Raw genomic sequence first — 22,952 nt, 5'->3', positions numbered from 1 at the left:
TCGATCAGCTGGTGATGCAGGCTTCCCGTCACGCGGGCCTCCTTGAGCAGACGAATGTCGTCTCGCTCAACGAGTCCGAGAAAGTGCAGTTAACAAACCAGCCCTGCTCCGGGTGAGCGGCCACGACCTGAGCGGCCTCGCGGTCCGGGCTGGCGGCCGACGGGCACTTCGGGGTGTGCGTGCACAGCGAGTCCGGCATCCGGGAGGTACCGGTGAGGGACGTCGCGGTCTCGAGCTGGGGGCTGCTTTCCATGGGGCTCTCCTGCGGGGAGGAAGGCGATCCCGGGATTGTCCCGGGCTGGAGACGTGCGAAAAGGCCAGCTGCCCGCCGTGCGGACAGCTGTTGTGCTGCGATGCTGCAGGGCGGGCAGGGAGTTACCTGGGGCTCCCGTCAGGCGGCACGGTTGCGGGCCGCGCGACGCTTGAGGGAGCGGCGCTCCCTCTCGGACAGCCCGCCCCACACGCCAGCGGCCTCGTTCCGCTCCAGCGCGCCCTGGAGGCAGGACTCCATCAGCGGGCAGCGACGGCAGACAGCCTTCGCTTCCTCCTCCTGGAGCAGCGCCGGGCCCGTGTCGCCGATCGGGAAGAAGAGCTCGGGGTCCTCGTCGGCACAGGCCGCGCGGGGGCGCTCGATGACGTCCGTGGTGTCGGCGCCGTAGTAGGGGGTGCGTACGATGGTGCTGTTCATCAGGGCCTCCCAGAAGGTCCGTACGACAGCCCCGGGGGTGCGATCCCTGGGGCTGTTCGCGTTGGTGGCGGCCGGACGGCCGGAGCGAAGGTGAGCTCCCGACGCTCTCCGCCGGCCCCGCCCGTGTGGGCGCGGGGGCGACGGGCAATGCCGGGGGATCGGTCAGCGGCGGTTGTTCTCCGACCGCTTGTTCTGCTCGCTGTTCTTGCGCGAGAGCTCAGCGCGCTCCGCGTCGGTCAGGCTCGTGACGGCGTTCACCGGACCGCCCCCATCTCCGCGAGGGTGCGACGGGCGCGGCGGCCGGCCTTCGCGGCCCGCAGGTCGCCGTCGGCCACCAGGTGGCGGACCAGACGGTGGAAGCTGTCGGTCTCGTCCCGCTCCGGGCCCTTCTGGTTGTCGGCGTCCTCCATGTCGCTATAGAGGCCGTTCGACGGGGCGGGGATCGTACGTGTCATGCTGGGCATCAGGTCCTCCGAGTCAGGTCCTGGACAGTCCGAGGGCTGCAATCCCAAGGGCTGTCGCGATCACTCCCCAGTTGGGGAGCTGACTGCTTGTACGAGCAGCCACGGCCCCGGCCTCCCCTTCGCGGGGTGGCCGGGGCCGTGGTCGTTCGTCCGAAGCAGGTCAGCTCGCGCGGCGCTTGGGGTGCAGCGTCGTGAGCGGCACCGGCGGCGCACCAAGCGGCGCGGCACCGGCGGGCAGCTGCGCGCGCCGGGTGTCGGCATCGCGAACCGTGGGCGCGGCCGCCGCCCACTGTTCCTTGCGCCGCAGCCACAGCGGCCGGTCGTAGCCGCGCTCGTCATCCGCCGGCGCCTGCTTCTGCGCGGCGATCTGGCTGACGGCCGGGGCGGGCGCGACCTTCGGCTTACGCCGCACGGTGGTCTTGCGGCGGTGCCCGGTCTCCGCGTGGCCGTCCTCCAGGCGCTCCTGCCACGCCTTGACCGTGACGTCGAGCGTGACCAGGCGGTTGCTGCCCAGACGGCAGCGGACAGCCGCGTCCTTCCACGTGCGCCCGGTGTCGTGCGGCACCACCTTGGGCGCCGTGCTCCGGAGGCCGGTGATCGGTACCCACGTCTCGCAGTCGGGGCAGATCAGCGATGCGCAATCCCGGCGCAGGTCGTACTGGTGGGGCTTGAGCGTGGACAGGGCCAGCGCAGGGCGGGCGCTGACGGTGCGGGAGCGGGTCCGGCTCCGGCGGGGGCGGGCGGTGTGCTCAAGGATCGAGGCAGACATCTGGACTCCTCACAGGCGGAGCGGCAGGGGGCGCGGGTCGCGATGCTCTCTCTGCCCTCCGGGCCGCACGGCACGAGGCCGGCTTCCCGTAGGACAGACAGCGCACAGCGCTGCGACGTACACGCAGTGGTCGCGGCCGTCAGGCTCCGGGGGAGTTCGATGGTGCTCTCGCGTCCTCAGCTCGCCTGATGACGTGCCCCCAGCGAGCTGAGGGCTACCCCGGCCGCCCCGAAGGGCGGACGACTACTGCGGTCTTGCAACGGGCGCTTGACGTGCAGATATAGCGAACGCAACCAAGCGATTTAGCGCCCTAAACCGCTCGACTACCGAAACCATAGGTCTCGTCACGGCGCGCGTCAACCACCTTGAACCCGTGCGGTTTAATGGGGTAAACATGACCCTAGGAAGGGAGGCACGCATGGAAGCGCACGACGTAGCTCCAGCCGCGCTGCGAGAGCAGCTCGATGCGGCTTTCGATGTCGCCTTGTCCCAGTTGAAGGAGCTCCCCGATCCCCTGGAGCGCGCCAAGCTCGCGCATGCGCTTGTTGGCCGGGTGCAGGACTACGGCAACGAGTTCCAGGTGGTCCGCAACGAAGCGATGAACGAGACGCTGCGCGTGGGCCAGCTGAACAGCACCCAGTTGGCGTCCGAACTCGGTATTAGCAAGGGCCGCGTAAGCCAGCTCGCCAAGGGAGCTCCGCCGGAGCGCCTCTTCCTCGGCTCGGGCAAGGTCGTCGTGGCGCTGGCCGAGAAGCTGGAGGACGGCAACGACAAGGATGGCAAGAAGAAGGCCATCCAAGGCCCGGTAATCGCCACCGAAGACGTCCAGACCTATGAACGTCTTCGGGAACTAGCCGAAGAGGTCGGGCTGGAGATCAGCTTCGAGCGGATCCCGCTCGGCGGCAACGTCCGACTCAACCGCAACAACCTCGTGGTCATCTGTGGCCCTCGGCTGTCGCCCCTCATCGAACAGATCCTTGAAGGGGACCCCCACCTGCGGTTCGACAAGGACGATGCCGGCTGGTACCTCACCGACCGGAACACCGGCCAGGTCTACCGATCACCGATGGACCGCGGCGAGAACAGCGACATCGCGTACTTCGGCCGGCTCCCGCGCCCCGACGGCAAGGGCACGTTCCTTTATGTCGCCGGCATCCACGCCCGCGGCTCCGGCGGCGTCGTCCACTGGCTCAACAAGGAGCTGGCCAACGTGCACCGCGAACTCAAGGCGCGGCGGTTCTCGACCCTCATCTCCAGCCGCTTCGACCCGGAGACTCTGGAGATCGTCGCGAGCGAGCGGATCACGCCCTTCTACCGCCCGGAAGGGGCATGACGTGCAGGTATCCATGGCTTCGACCCAAGGCGTGGGCTCCGCGAACGAGGACACTGTCCACGTCAGCCCCACCGGGGTCGTCGTGCTGGACGGCCTGTCCGCACCCAAGGACCTGCCCATGGGGTGCATCCACGGCACCCCATGGTTCGTACGCCAACTCGGCACATGCTTGATCAACCTAATCGGCGACAACGCAGTGACGCTACGAGAGGCCCTGCGAACCGCCATCTCCGAGGTCAACGACCTCCATCGTGGCACCTGCGCGTTGGACCAGGAGGCTGTCCCAGCATCGACCGTCGTGATGATCCGCGAGCGGGGTGACGTCCTCGACTACCTCGTGCTCTCCGACAACGTGCTGGTGCTCGACCTCGGCGACGATGGCATCCAGACCATCACCGACAAGCGAGTCGAAGAGGTAGCCGGCGAGGAAATGCGCGCCGCGCTCCAAGGGCCTACGGGCACTCCCGAGCACACCGCTCGAGTCTCCGCGCTCGTAACCGTCCAGCGACGTCTCCGGAACCGGCCTGGTGGTTACTGGGTCGCGGCCACCGACCCGGCTGCGGCCGACGAGGCGATCACGGGGACCGTCGGCCTTGCCCAAGTCCGGCAGGCCGCTCTGCTCACGGACGGCGCGAGTCGACTCGTTGACAGCTTCGATGCCCTGAGCTGGGAGCAGCTCCTCGATCTGCTGCGAGCCGAGGGGCCGGCGGCCCTGATCGCTCGCACTCGGGAAGCCGAACTTGCTGACCCGGTAGGCGAGCGATGGCCGCGGTTCAAACGATCCGATGACGCGACCGCCGCATACGTGCGCATCGGCCAGCCCGTGCCTCTCTCCTCTGGAGGCCAGCGCCTGGAGCGCGGGCGGCACACCGGGTCCTCATGGGGCGCGGGAGAGCGCTCCGACGGACACACCGCCGCTGTCGTGCCCGCCCCGCAGGACGTTGCTGCGGCGCTCGGGGTGGAGCCCGGCGACGACGTCATCCGGCGAACCCGCGTCTACCGTGACCGGCACGGCGTTGTCGCACACTCAACCTCGTGGATCCAGCTCGAGTTCGCCCAGGCGGTGCCCGCGCTCCTCCGCAAGGAACGCCTGATTGGCGGCACGTCCCTCGACCTCATCGCCCAGGAAACGGGTCGGCAGGCTGTGAAGCGAACGGACGAGACCACAGCCCGCATCGCCACCGCCGAAGACGCCCGGCTCCTGGAGCTCCAGCCCGGTACGAACGAAGCGATCCTCGTCCTCTCCGCTCGGTTCGTCGACCGCGAAGGTCGGCCTCTGGAGTATGGCGTGGATCTGGGCGCTCCCGGCCGTACACGCGTCGAAACGGCGGACATGACGTGCTGACCTCAACTTGTACCCCGGCCATGGGCGGGGACGTGCCGCGCAAATCACGTGTCGTTCTGATGGCGGGGATGCCGGGCGCCGGTAAGACGACATTGGCAAGAGCCCTCGTAGCCGCGGGGTTCACCCGGCTGTGTCCTGATGAGGAGATGTTCTGTCGCTACGGCCGGTACGGCGTCGACTTCCCCAGGGGGCAATTCCGAGTTCGGGAAGCTCCCGTTCTTGAAGATGTCGCTGGTGAACTCCGAGGACTGGTGGAGGCCGGCGACGACGTCGTGGTCGACCACGGCTTCTGGACACCAGAAGAGCGGGCCGAATGGCAAGCTCTAGTCGTAGGGGCTGGTGGCGTCCCCACCCTGGTGTACCTGCCGGTGCCGCATGAAGTGCGATGGTCACGAATCCGGGAGCGGAACCAGCTCGCTGATGTCGACGCCAATTCCATCGAGTTCAGCGAGCAAGACCTGCTGCGCTTCGCCACGCGCTTCCATCCTCCGACTGAGGATGAGCCGCATGTTGTATATGACGAGCGACCCGAAGCCCTGCTTGCCCAGCTCCGCGACCGCCTGCCATCCGCGAAGGAAGGCCGACAGTGACCAGCCTTCAAAACGATCGGGCTTATCGGATCAACTCTCTCGGATCGCGTCTCCCGTTCGACGGACACCGCAATTCGAGCACGCCGCGCTTCCTCCTTACCTCCATGTCGTCAGAGGAGGTTAGGGTGATCACAGATGTTACCGATAGCAGCAAAGAGTCCCCCATGACCGGGCACGGCCTTGGAGGACTCCTGGACGGGATTCCCGTCCGCACGATGCACCTGATGGGAGGTGATCGCGGGATGCAGCGTACCCGCGCGCGGGAACTCCACCGCGCAACTACGCCGTTTACAGCCGTGATCGCTTTCACCGTTCAGTCGTGCGGGCACGCCGACTCCGCCTCTGTTATCGAGGGGGTCGGCGTGACGTAACCGCCATGGCCGCGCTGCTTCGGCGGACTAACCATCCGCTCGGCCGCGCCGGCCGCGTCCTGACCGGACTCACTGTCCAGGTCAACGCTCAGTCCCGGTCACTACCCGGTCCTGAGCTTCGGCTCATCGAGCCAGATCTACCCAACCGCAACACCGGCCACTAACCACGGCCACCACAGCCGCGCAGCACCCGCTGTGCGTGTCCCGCAGGGCCCCCACCACAGGGGCTCTGCAGTCCCACCGAGACAAGAGGAGAAATCTCCGCCCTGCCGTTCGGTGTCTGCCCGCTTCGCGAAGAAGGGGGCTGCACCCTCATCCACTGGCCGGCCGTCCCGTGTGAACGGGGTGGTCCGACTCGCATATGGAAGTAGGTGTCTTCGCCATAGTGCCCGATCTGGTGTCCCCTGAAAAGTCGAGCGCCGTCCGTTTCGGTACGATCCAGCCGTTTCGCGCGTTTCACGTGACGGAACAGACGTCCGTAATCCGCCCCTTCGCTCCTTTTAGTCAGGAAGAGGGTCTTCCTGTAGGAAGCCACAACCCGGCCGGGTCTGTCCGGTCGGTGTCCACCCGCGTCCGCGACAACTTCGTCGGTGGCGTCCTCGACGGGGCCGTCCCGTGTGGCGGGACGGGTTCCAAGATTTCTGCCCGCCGCGCGGGAGTGCGGGGGGTGATCCGGGCTGAGCGGGCTCTGTCCACAGGCCGCCTCGGGCACTGTCGGCGGATGGATCACGAAGCGCGCGTTCTGCCTGCTCAGGGAGGTGTCCGCTTTGGCGTGTACACCGGCCCAATGACGACGCAGATGACTCCGCCCCTGGTGGCTCCCGCCGCTCCTGTCGAGGCGGTGGGCCGATGAGCACGGTCGCGGCGGCCGCCGTGCTGAACCGCCCCTTGTGGGAAGACGTCGACAACTCCGTCGACCAGCCCCGGGTTCCCGGGCAGCGGAGCGCGCTGCGGTCGATGCCGGCCTCCGGGCAGGCGGGAGACGGTGGCCTGGACGATCCGCTGCGTCTTGGTCGCGCGATGCGGCTGCGGCTGCGTGACGCGGTCCAGACGCTGCTGGCGGACCCGTCGATCGCCGGGCTGAAGGATGCGCCGAAGTTGGCGGCGGTGGTGCTGTACGCGAAGTCGCGGGCGCCCAAGGGCGAGAAGAACGACAACCAGACCTCGACCTGGGGTTCGGAGCTGGGCCGCTGGCTGGGCATGAAGGAGTCCACGGTCCACCACAAGGTGCTACCCGCGCTGCGTGGCACGGACGCGCTGCACACGCAGGTGAGGACCAACGGGAACGGGCACCCGACCGGCCTGGACTGCCTGGTCATGCCGCTGTGGAACGCTCGTAAGAGCGGCGGGGCCGCGCACCCGCTGGCGCTGACCAAGTCGGAGCTGGCGACGCTGCTGCACCTCATCGAGGCGCTGTTCGGGCCCGGCTGGACGCCGGAGGGCAAGGAGCCGACGCCGCCGGGGCTGCTGGCCGGCCGTACGGGCAAGGGCGCGGCGACCGACCGACTCGGGCTGCTGCTGATGGTGCTGAACACGCGGGCGTCGGGCTGGCTGCAGCTGTGCGGCGGCTCGGTGAAGGCGAAGGAGGGGCGAGGGGCGGCGACGCTGGCCCGGCTGCTGGGCTGCTCGCCGTCGGGGGCCCGCAAGGTCCTGGCGCGGCTGACGGAGGCCGGTGTCGTAGCGCGGGGGCACCGTGACACGGCGACGCGGATGCGCGGCCGGGGCCGGGTCATGCTCGTGCCGGTCGCCCACGCTTACGGGCGCAGCCCTCGTTTCCTGGAGGCTGTTCAGGAGTCCACGTCCGCGTTTTCGGTGCGTCCTGATCGTGCAGTCGGAGATCATGCTCCGGCCGCTGCGGCGGGTGCCCTTGGTACGTCTGGGATCGGGGGTGCTGAGGGGGCTGGGGATGCGGCGATTCAGGAGCGTCCCGATGGTGCAGAGCTCCACGCAGACCACGCTTCTGTAATTACTCCCGGTGGTTCTCTGACGCTCTCTGGTGGCTTTTCCGGCGAAGGCCGTGGTGGGAACCACGGTCTGCCGGACCGCGCGTGCGTGCGCGAGGACGGCGGCCCGCTGCGCGGGGAACAGCCGAAGGAGTCCCCGGTCGTCGAAGGTGCGAAGGGCGGCTGCGGGCCGGTGGCAGGCGGCCCGGTGCGGGCCTGGGACGGTGCGGGTCAGGGCAGGCAGCAGCGGGGGAGGGTGCCTCTGCCGCCGGAGGATCTGCGGGCCGTCCTGGCCCCGGTGGACCTGGTGTGGGCGCGGCTGGAGCGTTCAGCCGCCCGGGACGTGGTGCAGGCTGCTGTTCGCAGGGAGCTGGCGCGTCTGGATGGTCTGGTCGGTCCGTCGGATGCGCCGCAGGCCCTTAGCGACCGGCTCGCTCGGCGCCTGGCGGAGCAGATGCGGCTGGGCGGGCCGATCCAGGATCCAGTGGGCTGGCTGATCGGCCGGGGCCTGCCGCAGCGTCAGCTCTGCAGCGATGTGCGGTGCGACGAGCGGGTCTTGCTGCACTCGGGCGAGGACTGCCCCCGCTGCGAGGAACGGCAGGCCGACCGCCGCAACCAGCGCCACGCGGTCGCGGCCGCCGTCGACGCCGCGATGCCGCACGCCTCCGAGAGCGAGCGCCGCGCGGCCGTCGCGCAGCAGTTGCACAAGGACGTGACCGCCCAGGCGTGGATCCGCGAGCACCGGTGGGCGCAGATCCGCGAGCAGCAGGCCGCCGCAGCTCAGGCCCGTGCCGAAGCCGCGGCCGCGCAGCCGGCCGACGTTGCCGTGGACGAGCCGGTGGCCCCGGTCGTGCTGCCCGCGCCGCGCCCGGCCGCCGTCATCGTGCCTGCTCCGCAGCCGGAGCCCGCCGACGTCGACGACGACCACGAGCTCGTCCTCGAGGACCTCACCCCCGACCAGGTGCGCGACTGGCGGGTGCGGGGGCTGAAGGACCACCAGGTGGTGTTCGACCACATCGACCGCTACGGCGAGCCGTCGGCGAGGCGTCTGTTCAGCAACCAGCTGGTCGACCAGGCGCAGCACCACTCCCGGCTCGGGCACCTGGACCTCGGCTACACCACCTGGGGGCAGGCATGAGCGGCGGCGAGACGTCCGGCGTGGACCTGGCCCGGGTCGCACTGCGGGCCGCGATGGAAGCGGCTCGGAAGAACGGCAACAGCCAGAAGACGAAGCGGAAGCCGCGGGCCGTCACGACGGTGCGGCGCGACGGGCGCGAGCCGATGGGACTGGGCGCGGCGATCGGTGCGCTGGTCACCGAGCGGGCCTGGGAGCTCCCGGCCGCCGGCGCGACGCTGCGGGAGCGGTGGGCGGCCATCGCCCCCGAGCTCGCCGGGCACGTCGCCGCCGTGTCGTACGACGCAGACTCCGGCCGGCTCACCGTGTGCCCGGAGTCGACGGCCTGGGCGACGAAGGCCCGCCTGGAACAGACCCGGATCATCGCGGCCGCCAACAAGGCGGCGGGCCGCACCGTCGTCAGCTCCCTGCGGATCCTGCCGCCCGGCGCCGCGCCCGTCCCCGCTCCGGCCGCCGACGCCGCCCCGGCAGATCCGGCCCCGGCCGCGCCCACCGGCCCGGCCAAGACTAGGGAGACCGCGTCCGAGGGCTACCGCCGCGCCCTCGCCGCGCACCAGGAGGCCGCGCCGCCGCGCCGGGTGGACCCGGGCATCGCGGAGGCGGCGCAACGGCAGACCGCCGCGATGCGCGAGTTGTCCCGCAGGGCGTTCCCCGAGACCGACGTTGTGGTGCCGGAGGATGCGCCGGTCCCGATCGAGCAGGCTCGTGCCGAGCGGCGCCGCCAGGCCGACGCCTCCCACGCCGCGGCGGTCCGTCGGGCCCGAGCAGAACGCGCTGCCTGCCAGGCCGGGACGACGGCCGCCATGCCGCAACCCCGTGAGCTGCGGACCACGGCGTGATGGGCGCAGCTGTCGTGAAGTCGCTGTCAGGCCGTTCCACCCACGGAAGACTGAGTGGGCAGGCCATAGGCACCAGGATGGGAGATACGCGCGTGGCGAAGAAGAAGACCACGAAGTCCAGCAAGCGCCGTCAGCAGGTCCTCGCCCGCCGCGAGCATGTTCGCTACCCCGGCAACGTCTTCTGCCCGCTCAGCGAAGCCGAGCAGGCCCTGGGCGCGGCTCGGGCGGGCGAGCTCCTTGCCCTGTACGGCGGAGAGCTGCGGAAGGCCGACGTGCAGCTCGAACTGGTGCTGCGCGAGGAACAGTTCCGGGTGGTCGACACCGACCGCCCGGACGGGCATGCGTGGACCCTGCGCGAGTACATGGATGACTGGAACAGGGACCTTGCAGCAGACGCGGAACAGACCGGAGAGGAGTACGACCTCCTGCCTGACGAGCAGGCGGTAGTCGAGATGCTGCACGACTGGCACCGCTCCGGCCGTATCTGCGTCACCCGTGATGGTGTCATCGAGTGGCAGCCGCTCTGAAGAACCTCTGAGCCACTCGCGGGTGGGACGTGAGGGGAGCGGCGAGGGCGCCGCAACAGCTGGAGCGGACCGCGTGATCCCGCAGCCGTCTGCCCAACCTGACCGTTTTACCCGTGTGCCGCCGAAGAAGGAGACCGCCGTGCAGTCCACATCCTCTCTGGTGCCGGATCAGCCGAGCCGGGAACGCGCGCGTACTGCTGTTCGTGCAGTCCTGAACGGCCCCGGCCTGACGGGTGAGCTCGATGCCGTACGGCTCGCCGCGGTGGTCTTGCAGGCCCTGATCCCACCGGGGGAAAGGTCGGTGACGCTGCGCTCACAGAGCCTTGGGGAGTGGGTCGGGGTGTCCCTCTCGCATGTGGCATCGCTCGTGACTCCCGGGCTGCGCCGGGCGGCTTGGCACACCGCTCCGGACGGGGACCCGGGCCTTGTGTTCACGCCGCCCACCGCGGCTGCCCCGGACGGGGCCCTGCGGCCTGTGGTGTCTGCGCTCTTCGCGCCCGGCACCGGGTTGATGGGAACGCGCACGGGACGCGGGGCGGCCACTGACCGGCTCGCGTTCCTGCTGCTCGTCCTGGAGACCTCGGCAACGGGTGAGGTCCGGCTGATCGACGGACCAGTCGACAGCCAGCGCGGCCGTATCTCCGCGACGATCGCGGCCCTCCTGGGGTGTGGCCTGCCGGGTGCATCGAAGATCGCAGACCGGCTGGAGGCGATGGACCTGGTGGAGCGACGGCGGGAGGAGACCGCGTCCGGCCTGTATCAGGGCACCCGCCTGTTCATCCCCGCAGCCCGCCAGTAGGCACTGCCGCCGAGCCAGGCCAGCCGCCAGGCGGGATTCCGTCTTCCCTCAAGCCCGGAGGGGGCAGGTGAGCGGGAGGACGCGTTCGGTCAGCTGCCCGGTGAGGTGGGTGCCGGTGAGGGCGGCGTCGATAAGCCAGTCCGCTGCGGTCAGCTGGTCGACCAAGTGCTGCAGTTCGCCGGAATCGACCGAAACCCGGCCGGCGAGGAACTCCACAGCGATGCCCTGGCCGCCGGAGCCGACTTCGCCGGCGGCGCTCGCCTGGGTGGCCAGCGTCAGGGCCAGCAGCCGGGTGGCGGCGGTGGCTTTGGCCTTGCGGAGCTTCTTGTCCGAGATGACCTTCTGGGCCCAGCCGGAGAGCTTGGGCCGCATCTTCTTGCCGAACGTGAACGGGCCCGTTCCGTCCTCGCGGGGCACCAGGGAGGGGACCGTGATCGGGGTGGCGTTCTCCGGCCGGGAGGCGAGCAGGTCGCCGACGGTGCCGGGAAGCTCCAGCCAGCCGCAGCCGGTCAGCTTCTCGACCAGGTCCTCCGGGTCGGTCAGGCCCAGCGCGGTGAGGTCCTGGCCGACGAGGTTGCCGGTGCCGGTGTGCGCGGTGCGCAGGGTCAGCATCAGCACCAGCAGCCGTGCGTCGGTGCCGGGCAGCGGGGTGTGGTCGGTCACGTGCGCGAGGACAGAGCGCGCGTGCTCCCACTGCGTCGGGACGGTCAGCAGCCGGGCCACGGCCGGCTCGTCGCCGCCTGTGATGCCGCCGGTGCGCTGCTGGTGCTGGAGGCGGGTGGCAGCAGCGGCCTGCTCGGCGCGCCGGGCCTCCCACCGCAGGGCACCCTCGCAGGTGACATCGGCCCAGGTGCTGAAGGCGCGGGCCTTACGTTCCTGGAGGTCGGCGAGCAGCGCCAGGTCAGGCTGGTCCCGCTGCTGATAGGCGCGGAAGAGGTCACCGAGTTCGATGAGTTCGTCCCGCAGGGCGACGGGCCGCAGGTCGTGGGGGATGACTCGCTGGGCGATCTTCGCCTGCGGGTGGCGGGCCCGCGTCGGTGCGGCGCGGGGCGCTGGCACCTCCCGCGCGCGGGATCCGGGGGAGGAGCGGTCGGAGAACTGCGGGACACCGGCAGGAGCGGTCGTCGGGGAGTCGGCAGCGGTGGCTCCGGGGGAGACCGGGGCGGTGGTGACGACCTTCGCGCCGGGTGTGGCGGCCGCGCAGCGCGAGCAGCACTCCGTGGCCTGCCACCAGCGGCCTTCCCGATCGGCGACCACGGCCAGGACCACAGCCCCGCCGCACCGCCAGGGCTGGGCACGCTCATGACGATCGGCGGGACGGATGTGCGTGCGGCAGTTGTCGGCCCGGCAAGCGCAATACGCGTCGGCGCGAGGCCCGACCGCTCGCAGGTGGGACTTGAGGTGGGCGACCGCGGCCGTACGGCCGGCGGCCGCGGACGGCAGACGCTGCTCGGCGCAGGACGGGCGGCTGCACGAGACGCGCACCGCCGCACTGCCACGACTGGCAGCGTCCAGACGCACTGTCCACCTGCGCCCCAGCACCCGCTCGTCCAGCTCGCTTGCCGTGGCCTCCGTCATCCTGACCTTCCTCCCACGCCGTGGCCCCGCCGCCCGCATCCGCGCCCACCACAACGGAGAGAGCGCGGCAGCGGGCCCACCGTACGCGGCAGTAGCCCGGAGGCCGGGGAACTCGCCGACTCTGAGCGGGGAGCGTTGGGGCGAAGACCCCGGAACCGTCCCTCGAACGGGACGGGTGCCCATCACACCCAGAAGGGGCCGCCGCGCTGGGACAGGATGGTCGGGTTGGGCGTGCTGTCGAGTACGGCTTGCCGCCACAGGGTTCGGTTCCTGAAGCGGGCCTGGTCGATGTTCTGGGGATTGTGCTGCCACTCGTCCAGGTGCTGGGCGACGGCGGAGAGGACAGCAGCGTCACCGACCGCAGCCTCCAGCGGGTTCGCCGCGTGGAGAGCTGCCACCGCGGCATGGGCCGGGTGGTAGCTCAGCTGCATCACGGGCTCCGGCGCGTCGATGCCCTGCCGGAGCTCGGCGATCGCCTCCTGGAGGTGCTCGTCGTGCTCCGCAGGGCGAACCCTCAGCAGCGCTTCGAGGAGCACGGCCGCCTCGGTGGTGTTCAGCGGTGTGGTGTTGCTGCCGCTGAGGGTGTGGTGGAAGACCCGCAGGAGCACGTCGGTGAGGCGGGGCTTGGCCCGCCGGTCGACCAGGCAGTGGGCGCACAGCCAGGCCATGGGAACGTAAGGCCGGCGCGGGTTGGGCATCCGGCCGATGAGTTCGCCGACCGTCACCGGTGCGGCACACAGGTTGCAGGAGGAGTCCGTGACGGCCGTCTTCGTGCGCATCGGCGCGGCCACGCCGCCGGGCTCGGCCGACTCCGGGTTGGTGTAGGCGCGGTAGGAGTCGGGGTCCTCGATCCAGGCCCTCGCCTGGATGATGGCGTCACGCAGCTGCTCGTCTGTCGCCTCGGCGCGGCTGGGCGCGCCCACCCAGTCGTTCAGCTGCTTCTGGACGAAGGGGATCGGTTCGCGCAACGCGCCCGCCAGCGGCCCCACGTAGGTGGCCAGGAGTTTGCGCAGCTCGGCCCCGTGGAGCTTGTCGAGCTCGTCGGCGGAGGGCGCGGGGAGTCCGGTCGGCATGGACGACGGGTCTTCCAGCCACCGCTCGACGTTGGTGAGGGCGGCACCGAGCTTGGCCAGCGAGATCCCCGACCGCGTCTTCTCTCCGATCGAGTCGTTGACGATGCCGTTGACCCGGCGCCCGTGGATGCCCGCGGCGGCGGCGAGCTTCTCCACCTTCCAGTTGATCCGCTGCCGGGCCTGGTTCTCGGTGAGCAGGACGACCGGCTCGCAGGTCCGGCACGGGACATCGGCTGCGGGGGCCGGCTGTTCGCCGCACTGCCCGCAGACGAATCCCGGGCACGCCGAGCACAGCGTCTCCAGCCCCTCACTCTCCCCAGGGTCGGGCTGGCACAGTTCTCGTCGCATCTGCTCGGCGACCGACCCACACTCGCCGACGCAGTTCTCGGCGGCGGCCGCGGCGCCGGGCTGCTGGACCAGGGCCTCGCGCACGGTGGGCCACAGCACGGTCGCGTAGGGGCTGGCGAAGGTGTCGTCGTGCCACTGTTCGAGCTGCGCGGCGCGGTAGGCGGCGAGCAGGCGCTTGTCGCTGCCGCCGGCCACCTTGCTGTGCTCGCGGTCATCGAGGCAGCCGCAGGGCAGCCGTTCGGCATATCCGCAGAACTCGGCGCCGAAGGACCCGCACTGCGGACACATCGTCCACTGGTAGGGCGAGTCGCCGTAGGTGCGCATTCCGCTCACCTCGTGCAACCGCCAAGGCCCGTCCCAGGGGTCGGGTCGCCCCCATGTATCGATGCCTGGGTCGTCGTCGGGGAAGAAGGGGCCCTCGGACAGCAGCGTCAGCCCCTGCCATTCCTCCGGCACCTCCACCGGCAGGCAGCCGGCGGCCTCCTCACCCCAGCCGTCATACCAGTAGTCGCTGCCCTCGGCCGCCATGGCGAACCGGCCCCACCACACCGGCGCCTCCACCTCGGCCGCGAACCACATCCGCTGCTCCGGCAGCCAGAACGCCGGCGTGCGTGGCGAGCCCTGGCTGTCGTAGAAGGTCACCGGTTCGTACGCCCACGGCACCCGCAGGTGGTCGAAGAACACCGACCAGCGCGCGTGGAGCTCCGTACGGAACTCCACCCTGATCACCTCGTACGCCATGTACCGCTCCCTGCCGCCGCATCTGGGCTGTTGCCGGGCCTCACCCTCCACCCGGCAAGGTGAGCGCCGATGTGTCAGGTCACCGGTTCGGACCAGCTGTGTCCCCCTGCCGAGTTACAACACCTGGGTGTCGGTGCCACCCCGTACCGTGCGCCCATGACGTTCACGTACATAGCGCCGGTCCCGGCGGAACAGGTCCGGCAGTTGCCCACCCGGGACATCGCGCTCCTCCTCCTGCAGCACCTCGCCAACAGCACCGACCTCCTGCAGTACGGAGGGACGGTGGGCTCTGCCCGCCAGGCGTTCCAGGAGGAGCCGGACGCGCAGGATCTCGTGGATCGCCTCTCCGATGCCTGGGCCTGGCTGGAGGCGCACGCGCTGCTGTCCCGGGTGCCCAGCCAGTCGGAAGCCTTCCGCCAGCTTTCCCGCGACGGCAGGGACCTGGCGAAGGATCCCGAGGGCATTACGAGATTCGAAGCCCGCCAGCGGCTGTCCGGCCAGCTCCACCCGGCCCTCGAGGACACGGTGCGCACCAACTTCGACCTGGGCGACTACGAGACGGCGTGCTTCGCCGCGATGAAAGCGGTCGAGGTCGCCGTCCGGGACGCCTCCGGCCTCGACAACTCCCTGGTCGGCGTGAAGCTGATGCGTGCAGCGTTCCAGCCGTACCAAAACGGCAAGGCCGGCGGCCCGCTCGCCGACGCCGAAGCCGAAGGTGGCGAGCAGGAGGCCGCTTCCGCACTGTTCGCCGGCGCGATGGGCGCGTACAAGAACCCCGCCAGCCACCGCACCGTCGACTTCGACGACCCGATCGAAGCAGCCGAGATCATCCAGTTCGCCGACCTGCTGCTGCGGCAGGTCGAACGAGCCAAGCGCCGTCTGGCCGCCGCAACCACGTAGTGGAGCAGCGCGGCCGGGATGAACCAGGACATGGCGCGTGGCGGAGCCAGCGGATCAGACCGACGGAGTGAACACTGTCGTGCGTGAGTCGAGCAGTGCCGCCGGAGGTGCGTGAACGCGCCCGCAGCCGTAGCTGTCCCCAATGCCGTGCCAGGCCAGGGGAGAAGTGCGCCCCGGACAGAGCCGGGCGCTCCCAGCTGCACCGCTGGCGGATCCGTGATGCCCAGCAGGCCATGGAGCCTCTGCCGCCATACCGGGTCCTCCCGCCGGACGAGGACCGTGTCTTCATGCAGCTGCAGCCGGACATGGCCGACACACTCGTGGCGTCCTGGCACAAGGACGTCCTGAACGACCTGGCGCCCCACCCGTACGAGACAGCGGCCCTGCTGAAATTGGCCCTTCTCCAGGCTGAGGCCAGGACGTTCGACAACTTCGCGGTGGCACTGTGCCTGATGCCGCTGGAATTCATCACCGCCGACGAAGCGGCCGAAGCCATCGATCGACTGATCGCCCGCGGTTTCGTAGAGCGGGTGGACGCCACGTACGTGTCCGTCAACGCACTGGCACTCGACATCATCGAGAGCGCCGTACTGCCCGCCCGGTTCCGTATGGAGTGGAACGCGGCCAAGGCAAGCTGGTCTGGGCCCACGCCGCCCACGGCACAGCTGACCCTCATGTGAGCCAAGGCAGCGGACACCCTGTAAGCGGCGCGGCCGCCGGTCCTGAACGTCTCACGGCCTCGGGGGTTACTGCTCGTGGACCTGGCAGCCTGCGGAGGAAAAGCAGAAGGGGTCCTCGATCATGTGCAGGTGCGCCTGGTAGAACTCATCCCACCCGGCCGCGTCGTACGGGTGGACGATCACTGGCTGTTCGGCGGTCATCCCCCCTTCCGCCGTCGTGATGTAGGGGAAGCGGTATCGGGACGCGAGGGGGCGAGGATCCGTCCACGGTGCGAGGGCTACGGAGGGGTTCACCCACAGGCGGGCGATGCCGTCCACGTCTCCCTCCAGTGCCAGGAACTCGTGCTCGACGAGCCACGCCACCACCTCTCGCAGTCGCGTGACAGGAACACGCAGTTCGTCGGCCCAGTGGGCGAACTCGAACAGGACCGGCCGGCCGCCCTCCAGCCGGCCGGACAGGATGTCCAGCACATCGCGGGTGGTCCCGTCGTCGCCACGGCGTTTCTTCCCGTCGGCCCGGGCCTGAATGCGGCGAAGGAAGCCGGCGGCCATCACCGCCGGTCCCACCATGACTCCGAAGTCGCACGTACAGCTGGTCATGCCTACACAACTCCTCGATCACGGCGCGGACGTCCCTGCGGTGGGAAGCCCGCCTGGCCGGACGTGTCTCGGTGATCGCCGGGCCCGTTTCCAGTGGAAACGGCCGCGCTCGCCTTTGCCGTGCGGCTAGTCAAGGGTGGGGGATGAGCTCGGGCATGGAGGAGGCCGCAGTCCTCGGCCACATCACTGCGTCGGGAATCCGGCTATGGCCGGCGTGGCCGTGCTCCGCCTGGTGGGCCGCTCGGACGCGGTCCAGGAGAGCGGTCAGCGCTGGAGGCTCGAATGTTGCCCGGCGGCCTTCGGTGAGCTCGTGGACCAAGGCACTGAGGCCGGCGCACCCGAAGGTGCGGTGGGCGTAGTCGACCGCGGCGAGCACCAGGCCCTGGCAGGCGGTCACGTTGGTGGCCGCAACGGTGCTCAGTGCGCTGCGGGTGAGGTCGTCGTCGTCCAGGGCGAGGCGGCCGCAATCGCAGAAGCCCAAGCGCTTGACCAAGGCGAGGGATTCGTCGTGGGGGAGGAGGTCGGCGATCGCGTCGACGGCCACGAAGCCGAAGTCGACTGCGGTCTGGAACGCCTGATGGCACACCGCCGGGTCGGCGGCGAACTCACCAGTCAGCGGGGCATGGGCGCGAGTGACAGCGGGCGGCCGCGGCGGCCGGCGGCGAGAGCGCGAGGACGGCATACAGGCTTCAACACCATGATGCGAGGTCGGTCACCGCTGTGTCGCCCGCTTGGCGCACCGCGCGCCTCTGCCTCCACGGTGTTCCGCCGGTGTGAGACGACGGGCCCAGGCAGAACCCGGACAGGCGTCGGCCCTCCCGTGGGGAGGCCGGGAGGGACGGCGCGGCCCGCGCCCAGGAGACCTGGGGGAGCCAGGGCGATCGACGATCACCGCTGGCGGCAGCATTGCACTGGTATCAGCCAGACGACAGCCTCGTGACTGAATTCGATGCCTGGCCGGACGACGGCTCGGTCATTCCGTGGCCTGCATAGCCGAAGAAGGAGCGGCCGCCGTTTCCAGTGGACCTCCGGCGCGGAATCTGGCGGTCGTGGCCGTTTCCATTGGAAACGGCCACGACCCACCTGCTCGGCCGGGTAGACCGGGCGCGGTGTCGCCGGAACCTCCGCCCAGATCCTCTACTCGCAGTAGAGTCGAGGTATGGCAGACGAAACGAGCATCAAGGTGAGCGCGGCCACCCGCGACCGGCTGGCCGCGCTGGCGACCGAGCAAGGCACCACGATCCGCCAGCTCGTCGAGGAGCTCGCCGAAGGCCGGCCGACCCAGGCCGAGTACGCGGAGCGTGCCGAGCAGGCCCGCGCCGAGCTCGCCTCCGTCCTGGGCACGGTGCCCAGCGAGGAAGCCGAGGCGAAGGCCCGCGGACTTCTGGAGCGCCTCGGCGGCCGCCAGGACCCGGCGGCCGCGTAGTGGGGCCGATCGCGGTCGTCCTGGACCACACAACCGCTACCGCCCTCCACGACCCCAAGGACCCGTACAACGAGGCCGTCGCCGCGTTCTACGTCCAAGCCTCCGGTGGCCTGGGCACCCTCTACGCGCCGGTGCTTTCCCTGACCGCGGGTGATACCGGGCGGCCCGGCCTGCTCGCCTACATCAACGGGCTGCGGTTCATCGAGATCGAGCCCTTCGACACGGCCGCTGCCCTGTCGGCCACCGAGCTCCTGCACGCCGGGCACCCCTGGGCCACCGTCCACGCCATCCACGCGGCCCGCCCGTCGGCAGACTTCCCCGCCGGCCGCTACCTGCTCACTTTGGAACCCGAGCTGTACGACGGCACCGGCGTCCAGGCCGTCCATCCCGATCATTGACAGGACCGTCCAAGACCAGCCGTGTCACCCGGCGGGGGTCTGCATGCGCCCCGTGCTACGGTCGGCGCACTTGAAGGGGCACTCGCCATCGCTGGCCACTGCCCCTCATTTTCTTTGGGTCCGCACGCCGATCGGTCAGCGTGCGGACCATCGTCTTGCCGGGTTCCTGGTACACGAGGCACCCGGACCGGCTGGCGGCGCTGAAGAACGGGGGCGAGGTGCTGCGCAGGGCGGACAACGGGGAGCTGAGCATCCGGGGCGTACGCGACTCGTTCCGTGGGTGTCCAGTCCGGTTCAGACTGGAGCAAGCCGTAGTCGGTGGTGAGTCGGTCGGCTTCGCGGCTGCGGCGGCCTGTGTGCAGCAGCCCTGCTACAGGTGGGGCAACTGCTCGCGTACGGGGCCGGCGAGCTCGGCGTAGAAGTCAGTGCGGTCCTGGGCCTGGAGGATCTGGGCGCACACGGTCAGTAGGCCGGTGCGCGCCTCTGGCCGGTCCAGGACGGGGGCGAGCTCGGTCCGGATGCGGGCGGCCGCGGCAGGGGCCAGCAGTGCGTACACGTACAGGGTGGCCGCGTCGTAGCCGTAGGGGGCGCGGCCCCAGCCTTCCCAGTCCAGGATGTACGGGCCTCGGGTGACGTTGCCGTAGTGGAGGTCGCCGTGGGCAGTGCTCCAGGCGATGGTCTCCTCGGCCTGGTGGCCGGTGAACTGGGGGATGACGCGGCGCAGGTACTCCTCGCGTACGGCCTCGCGGTCCGCGGGCGGGGGGACGTCGGCGAGGGCGTCCAGGGCGGCGACCATCTCCTTCCACCACGTCTCGGGCAGGCCGGGGTCCTCGTCGAGGACGGGGCGTGGGGAGACGATCGGATCGGGTGCGTAGGCGTACAGCTCGGCCCGGTAGGCGTAGCCCTCGGTGGTCCAGTCCCGGATGCGGAACAGGTCGGGGCGCGGCACCGACGCGGGGAGGGCGCGGGAGGCGGACGGGCCGTTCCACAGCGTGCCGCCCTCGGTGCCGGCCTCGGCGCAGACCACGCGGAGCCAGTGCGGGCCGGCGGCCGACGACAGGGTCCGGCCCCGGTACCCCCACACCCGGCGGCCGGTGGCGCGCAGGCCGAACTGGTCGGCGGCGTGCTGCTGGGCGGCCAGCATCCGGTCGACGGTGGCGGGGGCGGGGGCGTCGAACATGGCGGTTCCTACCTCGGGTGGGAGACGGCGGCCGCGTCCTTGGATACCAGCTCGGTGGCGAGGGCCGCGACCTGTTCCACGGTGAGGCCGGAGCGCTCGGCCAGTTCTCCGAGGGTCAGGCGGGCGCCGGAGACCAGGGCCTCCAACGCGGGGCGCACGGACGGGTGGAGCTCCCATTCGTGTCCGGCGGCGCGCAGCACGACGGCCTCGTCGGCGCCTTCCAGCGCGGCCCGGGCGGTGGTGAGGGCTAGGACCAGGCCGGGGTCGGCGGGGACGTCGCCGATGTAGGGGAGGGAGGGGGCCGGGCGGCCGGGGTCGCGGGCGTCCATGGAGGCGGCGAACTCCGAGACGATGTGCGGATGGAGCGCCTCGGCGACTTCCTTGCGCAGCTGTTCGGCGTACGCGGTGCGCTCGGCGGGGCCGGCCACCGTGGGCACGTTCGCGCGCAGGGTGGGGGAGTGAAGGAGCTGTCCGGCGAGCCACACCAGGAGGTGGTGGCCAGTCGCCGGGGTCAGCCCGCACGTCAGGTGCAGGGACCGGCCCTGGGTGGCGGCCACCGCGTGCCACCAGCCCCGCGGCACGTACAGCATGTCCCCGGCCTGCAGCACCACCTCGGCGAGCGGCGGCCCCTCGGGCTTCTCCGGCGCTTCGACATCCAGGCGGAGCGGATCCGTGCGAGTCGCCCCGTACAGGTTCCACCGCTTAGCGCCTTCGAGCTGGAAGACCACCGTGTCGTGGTCGTCCCAGTGGATGCCGAATGCCTCGGTCGGATGCCAGGACGCGTACAGGTTGGCCTGGACGTCGGTGCGGAAGTGCCGCTCCAGGGCTTCGGCGAGGTCCTGAACACCGGGGTGGAGTTTGTCGACGGCGTCCAGGACCAAGGAGGCGCCGGCGGTGATCTGCCGGTGAAGGCCAGAGGGTTCGACGCGGTGGCGGACCTCGGAGCGCTTGGTGACCGAGGTGTGGAGGTACTCGTACGGCGGAACCTGCTCCCCGTCGTTGAACAGGCGCAGGCGCGGGGCGTCGAGCCGGTGGCGGGCCACCAGGTCGTTCAGGTCGTCCCACGTGAACAGGCCGCGCAGCCCTGCGGCGGCCTGTGACCAGTGCTGGAAGGAGCGGCCGAAAGCCCCGGCGAGGAAGTCCCCGCCGAGGCTCCGGACCGCCGCGTCAATCGCGGTGGTCATGGTCGGCGATCAGTCGTTGCCGTCGCCCTTGCCGGTGCCCCCGCCGTCCGGGGTCCGGGTCGCGGCTCCCTTGATGGAGCGGCTGGAGAGGATCAGACCGTTCATGACGTACTCCTTCTCTCGTGTCGGATGGAGCGCTGGACGGCGCCCGCCGCCCCCAGGCAAGACGGGCGCCACGTGCGGGACCGGCCGGAGGGGGAGCCCCTGGAGGCGTTGTTCCGGCCGGTTCCGTTCGACCATTGAAGGTCCGGGGAACACCAGAAGGGAGGGCCGCTCCGGGGGGCCGATTCCCGCTGCGGGGTGCCGCGTTGGGGGGCCAGGATGGTCTTTCAACACCCGGACAGGGGAGGCCCCGGCATGGTGAGCCCAGACGGAATCGGCGAGTTGCTGCGCTCCATCAGGGAGCGGGCGGACCGGAGCCGCGAGCAGCAGGCCAAGCGCATGACCGCCGCCGGCCTCGTGTGCACGGTCGAGAACCTGAAGCGCTGGGAGACCGAGAAGCGGTTACCGACTCCGGTCTGGCGTACGGCGATCCGCGCCGTCTACGGCCTGACCGACGAGCAGCTGGACCAGGCCCTGGAGAACACCCGGCGGCACCGCAGGCAGCAGAGGATGGAGGACGACGACGTGAAGCGACGCAAGCTGTTCACCCTGGCGGCGGCCACGGCGGGGTTCGCCGTGCTGCCCGGCATCGCGCAGGCCCGCGAGGGCATCGACACCGGCCTGGACGGCGACGGCGCCGGGGACCTCGCCTATCTGGAAGGCGCCTTCGAGCGGCACCGGGGCGGCTACAACGGACGGGCGCCCGACGCGGTCCTGGGCGAGATGCGTGAGGACCTGGCGCTCCTCGCCGCCGTCCTGCGCCGGCCCCACCCCGCCCGGGATCGTACCGACCTGGCACGTACAGCCGCCGGGATCTCCGGCCTGGTGGCGATCGTCCAGCACGACCGCGGCGACCAGGCCGACGCGCACCGCTGGTTCGCCACGGCAGCGAAGGCCGCCCGAGAGTCCGGGGACCGGCGGATGACCGCCTGGGTGCTCGGCCGTCACGCCATGGTCGGCCTGAACTACGGCGCCCCGGGGCAGGCCGCCCGCATCGCCGCGCAGGCCCGCCGGGAGGCCGGCGGTCGCCCGTCCGGCGCGGCCGCGCTCGCGGCCGCCGTCAACGCCCGCGCCCTGGCCGCCGTCGGCGACTTCCCTGGCGCCCGCCGGGCGCTGGACGACGTCCGCACCCTGACCGAACAGTTGGACGGCCCCGAGTCGGCGGACACCTGGTTCGGGTACCCGGCCCAGAAGCATCACGTCCACCTCTCCCAGGCGTACACGCTGCTCGGCGACACCCGCGCCGCGTACCGGGCACAGGACGACGCCCTGGCCCTGACGACCTCGCCCTCAGTGATGACCCGCGCTCTGATCGCCATGGACACCGCCGCGTGCCTGCGGGTCGACGGAGATCCAGGCGCGGCCGCCGAGATGGCCGCCGCCGTCTACGACCGGCTACCGCCCGCCTACCGGAGCGGCCTGGTGCACTCCCGCGCCCAGCTGCTCCACCGACACCTGGAGGGCGCCCCGCACCGGCTGCTCGGCGACGCCCTCGCCTGATGGGGCCGACCACCGCGTTGGCCTGACCAGGCAGGCCGTCTGTCCCGCTGGGCGCAACGGTTGGTTGTTCGATCACGGCAGACCTCGCCCAGCGGCCGCGTTATCGTGGAGTCCTCTTATCTGCGGTTTCGTGATCAAGCAGGAGTATCCGCGTGCCCGAGGACCCCATCGCCCACAGCGAGCTCGCTGCCCTGACCCGGCGTTTCGAAGAGGTCGCCGAGAAGCACGACCGCGAGTTCGGGATCATCAAGTCCGACCTCACCGCAGTGCGCCTCCAGATCGGCAACCTGGACCAGAAGGTCGAGGCTCTCGACAAGAAGATCGACCGGAATCAGGCCCAGATCATCGAGCTGCTCACCCAGCTCGTGGGGCAGCGCCCCGAGGCCAGCTGACTTATCCGGGCCCGGCGCCCGGCCCGTACATGGCGACGGCTCCGACC

Annotated in this window: 23 protein-coding genes; 13 read left to right on the top strand and 10 right to left on the bottom strand. The window is 70.7% G+C overall.

All coding sequences use genetic code 11. From position 1 onward, the window contains the following. Positions 1–28: 28 nt before the first annotated feature. From IG54_RS43895 to IG54_RS0129715, 4 genes are all read right to left on the bottom strand, one after another. Positions 29–199 (bottom strand): DUF5999 family protein, encoded by a 171-nt coding sequence (locus IG54_RS43895; protein WP_420712297.1) that lies wholly within the window; start codon positions 197–199, stop codon positions 29–31. 192 nt (positions 200–391) lie between these two features. Further along, complete coding sequence (locus IG54_RS0129730; RefSeq protein WP_078594674.1) at positions 392–688, bottom strand: WhiB family transcriptional regulator; 297 nt, start codon at positions 686–688, stop codon at positions 392–394. Positions 689–942: 254 nt separating this feature from the next. Further along, on the bottom strand, positions 943–1,143 hold the full coding sequence (locus IG54_RS38410) for a hypothetical protein (protein ID WP_158708952.1): 201 nt from the start codon (positions 1,141–1,143) through the stop codon (positions 943–945). 169 nt (positions 1,144–1,312) lie between these two features. After that, a complete protein-coding gene (locus IG54_RS0129715; protein ID WP_030791392.1) occupies positions 1,313–1,921 on the bottom strand; it encodes a hypothetical protein in 609 nt (202 codons plus the stop codon). A 418-nt stretch (positions 1,922–2,339) separates the two neighbouring features. Here IG54_RS0129715 and IG54_RS0129710 point away from each other — a divergent pair, with 418 nt between their 5' ends. The 7 genes from IG54_RS0129710 to IG54_RS0129670 all read left to right on the top strand — a co-directional run bounded on the left by IG54_RS0129710 (position 2,340) and on the right by IG54_RS0129670 (position 10,803). Beyond that, on the top strand, positions 2,340–3,254 hold the full coding sequence (locus IG54_RS0129710; protein ID WP_234336391.1) for a sigma-70 family RNA polymerase sigma factor: 915 nt from the start codon (positions 2,340–2,342) through the stop codon (positions 3,252–3,254). Between the two features lies 1 nt (position 3,255). Further along, positions 3,256–4,599 carry a UTRA domain-containing protein gene (locus IG54_RS43660; protein ID WP_051820130.1) on the top strand — a complete coding sequence of 448 codons (1,344 nt, stop codon included), beginning with the start codon at positions 3,256–3,258 and terminating at the stop codon, positions 4,597–4,599. Positions 4,600–4,619: 20 nt separating this feature from the next. Further along, positions 4,620–5,189 carry an AAA family ATPase gene (locus IG54_RS38405; protein WP_030791386.1) on the top strand — a complete coding sequence of 190 codons (570 nt, stop codon included), beginning with the start codon at positions 4,620–4,622 and terminating at the stop codon, positions 5,187–5,189. A 1,220-nt stretch (positions 5,190–6,409) separates the two neighbouring features. Next, positions 6,410–8,641 (top strand): hypothetical protein, encoded by a 2,232-nt coding sequence (locus IG54_RS42255; RefSeq protein WP_051820129.1) that lies wholly within the window; start codon positions 6,410–6,412, stop codon positions 8,639–8,641. After that, positions 8,638–9,477, top strand: a complete 840-nt coding sequence (locus IG54_RS0129680) for a DciA family protein (protein ID WP_051820128.1) — start codon at positions 8,638–8,640, stop codon at positions 9,475–9,477. Before IG54_RS42255 ends, IG54_RS0129680 begins: the two co-directional genes overlap by 4 nt. Positions 9,478–9,569: 92 nt before the next feature. Continuing rightward, entirely contained in the window at positions 9,570–10,004 is a 435-nt protein-coding gene (locus IG54_RS0129675) for a hypothetical protein (RefSeq protein WP_030791377.1), read from the top strand. Positions 10,005–10,143: 139 nt separating this feature from the next. Further along, positions 10,144–10,803 carry a hypothetical protein gene (locus tag IG54_RS0129670; protein ID WP_234336390.1) on the top strand — a complete coding sequence of 220 codons (660 nt, stop codon included), beginning with the start codon at positions 10,144–10,146 and terminating at the stop codon, positions 10,801–10,803. Between the two features lie 48 nt (positions 10,804–10,851). Here the strand turns inward: IG54_RS0129670 and IG54_RS0129665 are convergent, their stop codons facing one another. Next, entirely contained in the window at positions 10,852–12,381 is a 1,530-nt protein-coding gene (locus IG54_RS0129665) for a hypothetical protein (protein ID WP_030791372.1), read from the bottom strand. A 182-nt stretch (positions 12,382–12,563) separates the two neighbouring features. After that, the gene (locus IG54_RS0129660) at positions 12,564–14,543 is read right to left on the bottom strand and encodes a hypothetical protein (protein ID WP_030791369.1); all 1,980 of its coding nucleotides are present in this window, start codon (positions 14,541–14,543) and stop codon (positions 12,564–12,566) included. A 156-nt stretch (positions 14,544–14,699) separates the two neighbouring features. On the opposite strand from IG54_RS0129660, the gene IG54_RS38395 reads away from it, so the two are divergent. Together IG54_RS38395 and IG54_RS0129650 are read left to right on the top strand one after the other, a co-directional pair. Beyond that, entirely contained in the window at positions 14,700–15,443 is a 744-nt protein-coding gene (locus tag IG54_RS38395; RefSeq protein WP_037897975.1) for a TIGR02391 family protein, read from the top strand. A 287-nt stretch (positions 15,444–15,730) separates the two neighbouring features. Then, a complete protein-coding gene (locus tag IG54_RS0129650; protein ID WP_158708951.1) occupies positions 15,731–16,123 on the top strand; it encodes a hypothetical protein in 393 nt (130 codons plus the stop codon). A 66-nt stretch (positions 16,124–16,189) separates the two neighbouring features. Here IG54_RS0129650 and IG54_RS0129645 read toward each other — a convergent pair whose 3' ends face one another. Further along, positions 16,190–16,723 (bottom strand): hypothetical protein, encoded by a 534-nt coding sequence (locus IG54_RS0129645; RefSeq protein WP_030791360.1) that lies wholly within the window; start codon positions 16,721–16,723, stop codon positions 16,190–16,192. 130 nt (positions 16,724–16,853) lie between these two features. Then, positions 16,854–17,405, bottom strand: coding sequence for a hypothetical protein (locus tag IG54_RS0129640; protein ID WP_158708950.1), 552 nt, complete (start codon positions 17,403–17,405; stop codon positions 16,854–16,856). 477 nt (positions 17,406–17,882) lie between these two features. On the opposite strand from IG54_RS0129640, the gene IG54_RS0129635 reads away from it, so the two are divergent. After that, the gene (locus IG54_RS0129635; protein WP_030791354.1) at positions 17,883–18,149 is read left to right on the top strand and encodes a hypothetical protein; all 267 of its coding nucleotides are present in this window, start codon (positions 17,883–17,885) and stop codon (positions 18,147–18,149) included. After that, complete coding sequence (locus IG54_RS0129630) at positions 18,149–18,547, top strand: hypothetical protein (protein ID WP_030791351.1); 399 nt, start codon at positions 18,149–18,151, stop codon at positions 18,545–18,547. Before IG54_RS0129635 ends, IG54_RS0129630 begins: the two co-directional genes overlap by 1 nt. 370 nt (positions 18,548–18,917) lie before the next feature. On the opposite strand, the gene IG54_RS0129625 is transcribed toward IG54_RS0129630, so the two are convergent. After that, entirely contained in the window at positions 18,918–19,727 is an 810-nt protein-coding gene (locus IG54_RS0129625) for a hypothetical protein (RefSeq protein ID WP_051820127.1), read from the bottom strand. A gap of 8 nt (positions 19,728–19,735) precedes the next feature. Further along, positions 19,736–20,911, bottom strand: a complete 1,176-nt coding sequence (locus tag IG54_RS0129620) for a cupin domain-containing protein (RefSeq protein WP_030791345.1) — start codon at positions 20,909–20,911, stop codon at positions 19,736–19,738. Positions 20,912–21,268: 357 nt separating this feature from the next. Here IG54_RS0129620 and IG54_RS0129605 point away from each other — a divergent pair, with 357 nt between their 5' ends. Both IG54_RS0129605 and IG54_RS0129600 read left to right on the top strand, forming a co-directional pair. After that, positions 21,269–22,513 carry a hypothetical protein gene (locus IG54_RS0129605; protein WP_030791342.1) on the top strand — a complete coding sequence of 415 codons (1,245 nt, stop codon included), beginning with the start codon at positions 21,269–21,271 and terminating at the stop codon, positions 22,511–22,513. Between the two features lie 152 nt (positions 22,514–22,665). After that, positions 22,666–22,905, top strand: a complete 240-nt coding sequence (locus IG54_RS0129600; protein WP_030791339.1) for a hypothetical protein — start codon at positions 22,666–22,668, stop codon at positions 22,903–22,905. Positions 22,906–22,952: the final 47 nt, after the last annotated feature.

Source organism: Streptomyces sp. NRRL S-920 (assembly GCF_000717945.1).
GTDB lineage: Bacteria > Actinomycetota > Actinomycetes > Streptomycetales > Streptomycetaceae > Streptomyces > Streptomyces alboniger.
Note: the sequence above shows the minus strand (reverse complement) of the source record. Positions and strands in the feature narration are given on the sequence as shown.

Coding starts and splice junctions, on each gene's coding strand:
- IG54_RS43895 (WP_420712297.1), bottom strand. CDS start 199: ATGCCGGACTCGCTGTGCACGCACACCCCGAAGTGCCCGTCGGCCGCC.
- IG54_RS0129730 (WP_078594674.1), bottom strand. CDS start 688: ATGAACAGCACCATCGTACGCACCCCCTACTACGGCGCCGACACCACG.
- IG54_RS38410 (WP_158708952.1), bottom strand. CDS start 1,143: ATGACACGTACGATCCCCGCCCCGTCGAACGGCCTCTATAGCGACATG.
- IG54_RS0129715 (WP_030791392.1), bottom strand. CDS start 1,921: ATGTCTGCCTCGATCCTTGAGCACACCGCCCGCCCCCGCCGGAGCCGG.
- IG54_RS0129710 (WP_234336391.1), top strand. CDS start 2,340: ATGGAAGCGCACGACGTAGCTCCAGCCGCGCTGCGAGAGCAGCTCGAT.
- IG54_RS38405 (WP_030791386.1), top strand. CDS start 4,620: ATGGGCGGGGACGTGCCGCGCAAATCACGTGTCGTTCTGATGGCGGGG.
- IG54_RS42255 (WP_051820129.1), top strand. CDS start 6,410: ATGAGCACGGTCGCGGCGGCCGCCGTGCTGAACCGCCCCTTGTGGGAA.
- IG54_RS0129680 (WP_051820128.1), top strand. CDS start 8,638: ATGAGCGGCGGCGAGACGTCCGGCGTGGACCTGGCCCGGGTCGCACTG.
- IG54_RS0129665 (WP_030791372.1), bottom strand. CDS start 12,381: ATGACGGAGGCCACGGCAAGCGAGCTGGACGAGCGGGTGCTGGGGCGC.
- IG54_RS0129660 (WP_030791369.1), bottom strand. CDS start 14,543: ATGGCGTACGAGGTGATCAGGGTGGAGTTCCGTACGGAGCTCCACGCG.
- IG54_RS38395 (WP_037897975.1), top strand. CDS start 14,700: ATGACGTTCACGTACATAGCGCCGGTCCCGGCGGAACAGGTCCGGCAG.
- IG54_RS0129650 (WP_158708951.1), top strand. CDS start 15,731: ATGCAGCTGCAGCCGGACATGGCCGACACACTCGTGGCGTCCTGGCAC.
- IG54_RS0129645 (WP_030791360.1), bottom strand. CDS start 16,723: ATGACCAGCTGTACGTGCGACTTCGGAGTCATGGTGGGACCGGCGGTG.
- IG54_RS0129640 (WP_158708950.1), bottom strand. CDS start 17,405: ATGCCGTCCTCGCGCTCTCGCCGCCGGCCGCCGCGGCCGCCCGCTGTC.
- IG54_RS0129635 (WP_030791354.1), top strand. CDS start 17,883: ATGGCAGACGAAACGAGCATCAAGGTGAGCGCGGCCACCCGCGACCGG.
- IG54_RS0129625 (WP_051820127.1), bottom strand. CDS start 19,727: ATGTTCGACGCCCCCGCCCCCGCCACCGTCGACCGGATGCTGGCCGCC.
- IG54_RS0129620 (WP_030791345.1), bottom strand. CDS start 20,911: ATGACCACCGCGATTGACGCGGCGGTCCGGAGCCTCGGCGGGGACTTC.
- IG54_RS0129605 (WP_030791342.1), top strand. CDS start 21,269: ATGGTGAGCCCAGACGGAATCGGCGAGTTGCTGCGCTCCATCAGGGAG.